This window comes from Metamycoplasma auris (assembly GCF_003253435.1).
Classification (GTDB): domain Bacteria; phylum Bacillota_I; class Bacilli_A; order Mycoplasmatales; family Metamycoplasmataceae; genus Metamycoplasma; species Metamycoplasma auris.
This window is the reverse complement of the sequence record NZ_QKUB01000007.1, coordinates 25,208-30,224: the sequence shown is the minus strand read 5'-3', so window position 1 is coordinate 30,224 and position 5,017 is coordinate 25,208. Positions and strand designations below refer to the sequence as shown.

At 23.8% G+C, this 5,017-nt stretch carries 2 protein-coding genes and 2 pseudogenes; all 4 read left to right on the top strand.

Going from position 1 to position 5,017, the window contains the following annotated elements; all coding sequences use genetic code 4:
• The coding region (locus BCF89_RS08385; RefSeq protein ID WP_146236478.1) for an MAG6090-like repeat-containing lipoprotein at nucleotides 1-1,635 on the top strand (1,635 nt) is incomplete at its 5' end.
• A gap of 498 nt (nucleotides 1,636-2,133) precedes the next feature.
• Nucleotides 2,134-2,724 (top strand): annotated as a pseudogene (locus tag BCF89_RS06240) (ATP-binding protein).
• 15 nt (nucleotides 2,725-2,739) lie between these two features.
• On the top strand, nucleotides 2,740-3,315 hold the full coding sequence (locus tag BCF89_RS06235; RefSeq protein WP_500684262.1) for an ATP-binding protein: 576 nt from the start codon (nucleotides 2,740-2,742) through the stop codon (nucleotides 3,313-3,315).
• Between the two features lie 1,123 nt (nucleotides 3,316-4,438).
• Nucleotides 4,439-5,017: pseudogene (locus BCF89_RS03440) on the top strand (hypothetical protein); the annotation flags it as partial.

Genomic DNA, 5,017 nt, shown 5'->3' with positions numbered 1-5,017 from the left:
AAATTAGAGACACTGATAAAAACTGAAGGTAAGTTAAAAGATGAAACTAAAGTTGCTTTAGAAAAAATTGCTTCAGATGCTAGAAAACAATTATCTGAACTAAAAACTCCTGATGAATTTAGAAAGGCAACAGAGGAACTTAAGAAAAAGATTGATGAAGTTAAAAAAGAAAACAATGAAAATAACCCAGTCACACCAACTCCAGTCACACCAACTCCAGTCACACCAACTCCAGTCACACCAACTCCAGTCACACCAATAGATACAAGACCTAAACCACAATTAGATAGAACAAGTGCTTGAAATGCAACGTTTATTGATAGTCCAACAGGTTCTGATATTAATATTCATTGAACTGAAGAAGATTTAGAAAGAGCAACTAATAAGATTCTAAAAGACAATTGAGAACTTAATAAACCTAAGTTAGATGAAGCAATTATTGCAAGTGATATAGCTAAGATTTTTGATGATTTATATAGAAATGACATTATTAATTCTTTAAAGAAAAAACGTGATGCACTTGTAGCATCTATTAATAATTTAGAAAAATCAAATGATAAAGAAATTAAAAACAAAACTAATGGTAATGAAGGACTCTTAAAACTTCATAAAGAAGAATTAGATAATAAAAAGAAAAGCTTAGAAAAGCAAATTCAAGACAATAATAAAAGAATCAATGAAATTGAAATTGAATTAGAAAAATCTACTATTGAAAATGAATTACCTCAAATTACTGAGGAAATTTCTGATCTAAAGGAATTAGTGGATTATAGTAAAGAAGAGTCAAGTAATCTTGATAAGAAAATTAAAGAATTAGAACAATTAATATTTGAGATACAAGTTAAAAAATATTCGATAAAAAGTAAATCTAAGACTTTGAAAATAAAGAAAGAGACAGAAAATAATAAAATTAATACCATAACTACTAATGCAAAATCTAATATAAAAGAACTTGAAGATCAAATAGAATATGAAAAGAAATTAAAATTAGATAAAGAGAAACTATTAAATTCACTTAAATCTGACATAGAGGATTACGACAAATACTGAATTTATTCTGCACCAAATTCAAAGAATAAATTGGATTTCAATAAATCAATTGAAGAAATTTCTGAAATTATTGAATACATCGATGTAATTAAAACTATAATTAGCAATTTCGAAGACCAAAAATTTAGAGTAGAAACTGAAAGAGACTCATCCATAGGTAAAATTAAAGAATCTCTAGATACACTAGAAAAAGAACTTAAATCTCTAGAAGAAGAAGATACCAAACTTAACATTGAAGTAAGCAAAAAAAATACTGAAAATGAAAATAATAAAAAAGAGAAAGCTTTAGTTGAAAATGACATTGAAAAATTAGAAAAAGCAATATTAGAACTTTCAAATAAAGAAAAAGAAATTCTAGAAAAACACAAAAAACTAGAGGAAGAAAAAAATTCATTAGATAGAAAAAATAAATTTGCTAAATCAAGATTAGAATTAGAAATCAAGAAAAAAGAAGAAGAAATTTCTAAATTAGAAAAAATTTATGCAGCTGAACTAAAAGCATTAGAAGAAAAAGCATATAATTCTGAAAAACCTTTATATGACCAACTTAAAGAAATTGAAAAGCAACTAAAGAAATTTAACTAATAAATAATAAAAAATAGACTAAAAACTAACCATAAATTATTAGTCTATTTTTTATTTATTAAATTAATTTTTTATTAAAAATTTGAATTACTATTTCTAATTTATAAATAAATAACTCTTCATAGGAAAGTCAAGAATTATTTCATTCATATAAGTAAAAAATAAGCTGCTCCAGTGTTATATACAGATAGTTGATTTTTTATTATTTTTTAAGTTTAATTAATTTTAGTTTTCTTAAAATCATTTTTGCACACTTAATTTTTATGATTTTTTATTTATAAGATTAAAATATACAGCACCTACTTAAAGAAGAAGAAGTTAATATATGTTATACACAATATTTTTATACATAAAAACAAAAAATTTAATATTCATTATCTAAAATCAAACAATTAGTAACTTGATGGATAGTATTTTAAAATTAGAATAAAAAAGTATGGAATTCCATATAAATTTGTCATATTTGGATGAAAAATATTGTTTTTACGATAAAAAAGTATGGAATTCCATATAAATTTATCGTATAAAAGCTTCTTTGTTATTGACAAAAATTCAAACAAATTAAAAAGATTCCTTGTTATGAACATACAAAGAAATAAATATTTAGAGCAACTAATTTCAAAAATATATAATGGCAGAGTAAAGGTGATTGCTGGTATTAGACGTTGTGGCAAGTCTTATTTATTGCTTAATTTATTTAAAAATTACTTATTAGAAAATGGTGTTGAAGAAAGACAAATAATTTCTCTAAACCTAAACAATATTGCTAATGCAAAATATCACAATCCATTGAAATTATATAACTACATTTTAAGCAAAACTGCTAATAAAGATATTAAATATTATGTTTTTATAGATTAAATTCAAAATTGCAACCCAATTAAAAATCCTCATTATGAAAACGATGAAAGCAAAATTGACTTTCCAAATGTTTTAATTGGCTTGATGAAATATGAAAATATTGATATTTATGTAACAGGAAGTAATTCAAGAATGCTTTCTAGTGAAATTGTTACTGAATTTCGCGACAAAGGTGATGAAATTAGAGCATATCCATTAACATTTAAAGAAATATTTGAAAGCAAGTAAGTAAGAGATTTTGATTTAAAGACATATTTTACTTATGGAGGAATGCCATATGTTTACAAAATTGAATCAAATATTGAGAGAGCTAAGTATTTGAGAAATCTAATTGATATTAAATATATCCGAGATATTTTAGATAAACATAGAATAAACAACGATCAGCACTTATTGGAAACATTATTAAATTTTATTTCTTCCAATATTGGTTCATTAACAAATCCAAACAAATTATCAAACAGATTTTTATCAGAATGCAAGATTAAAATTCATCCTAATACTGTTTCTAATTATATTCAACATTTTGAAGACTCTTTTATTATCTCAAAAGCTAAACGTTTTGATGTTAAAGGAGCAAAATATTTTTCAACACCATTGAAATATTATTTTACTGATATAGGATTAAGAAATGCTTGACTTGATTTCACTGATTTAGACCGCTCGCATATAATGGAAAATATAGTTTACAACGAACTAAAAGCTCGGGGTTTTAATGTTGATGTCGGACATATTTTAATTGATGAAACAGTTAATAAAAAACGCGATGCATATAGTTTAGAAATTGATTTTATAGCCAGCTTAATCAATACAAAATAATATATTCAAGTTGCGCTTAATATTGATGATGAATCAAAAAAAGAAAAAGAAATCAAACCATTATTAAAAATCAATGACAATTACAAAAAAATTGTAATTATTTATGATGATATTTTTGAACATTATGATTCAAGGGGAATATTGTACATTGGACTTAATAAATTTTTACTAGATCCTAATGTCCTTAATTTATAGGTATAAAATGTGGACACATTAATATAAATTTAAACTAAGCATATATTTTTTTAATTCCCCACAAAGATAGGCATATTTAGCAATGTGATTGTTCCTAAATTTAATCAGAAACAATCTAGTGGTTTTATAACTAATTCTTCCTGTGCTATATATCACAAAAAATAATTGTCCATTATATTAGAAAGTTACTTCTATACTTTCAATTTTTTGATTATAAAACATCCTTTTTTCATAATTCCTAATAAGACTTTTTATTGAAAAACTGTTTAAGTAATTATTTTTTTGGCACACTTTAAGTAACCTTGGCCTTCTTTAAAGTTTTAGAAAAAGAATGATATTAATAATGAAAAACTTAGTCATTAAAAATAATCGTCTTATCACTTATTGTCTTATCCACAAATTTAAACAAAAACATATTTGTTATTTATGTAGTTGATTCTAAATATAACTATATCCAAGAATTTCTAAATTAATATTCTCTTTGCACAATTAAAATATTGTTTATTATCATTATTTACTTTAAATTATTTAAATTCTTTAAATCCCAATATATATTTGTATTAGGGTTTATAAGATTGAAAAGCATGCTTGATATGATTAAAAAATTAATAATATGAAAAATTGCAGAATTCAAAGTTCAAGTTGATTATCAAAATAAAAATATTAGAGAAATGAATAAATAATAATGATTAATTAAATATAAATTAGTAACACTACAAAAAAGTAGATTTTAGTAGTTGCATTGGTCCTTTTTTGCTTTAGTATATTTAACATTATTTCTATTTAAAAAAATAGTTAAAAAAACGTCACTAAAATGTCAATTTTCAACTTAATTTAAGGACATTTTTTCAAAAACGTCCTTTTTTTTTTTTTTTTTGTTTTGTATAATTAAAAATATATATTAGGTTTAGAAGCAAAAATAAGGGATATGACAAGAGAGTTAAAGTTATTACTTAGCATTGCAACAGTGAGCGCAGGAGCAACTGTTGCTTTAGCTATTCCATCAAAAGAAAAAATCGAAAAAAATAAATTAAACAAAGAAATTGCTAAAGTAGAAGCAAAAATAAGAGATAAGAAAAATCCACTAAGTGAAAATAAGATAAATAAATTAAACAAAGAAATAATAAAAGCCAAAGAAATGTTGAAAAAATCAAGAGATGCATCTTTGATTTCTTCAACTAAAGATAATTTTATAAAAGCAACGAGCGCAATTATTAATTCTATTGAACCACCAATTAATAAACCAAGCAATCCAATTAATAATATTGACATTTCAAAATTAGAAAAAACATCAGCACAAATAACTGGTTTATTGTTTGATGATTTATATACTAATGATATTAAAGAAGCGACTTATAGATACAAAAAACACGGCGATGCACATGCTACTGCTTCTTCGAAGACTACAACTGAACTATTTGATCTTCTAACCAAACAAATAGACAAAGAAAGCATTGAAAAAGCAGAAAAAGCAGACTTAGAAAAACAACAAGAATGAGTTAATGCA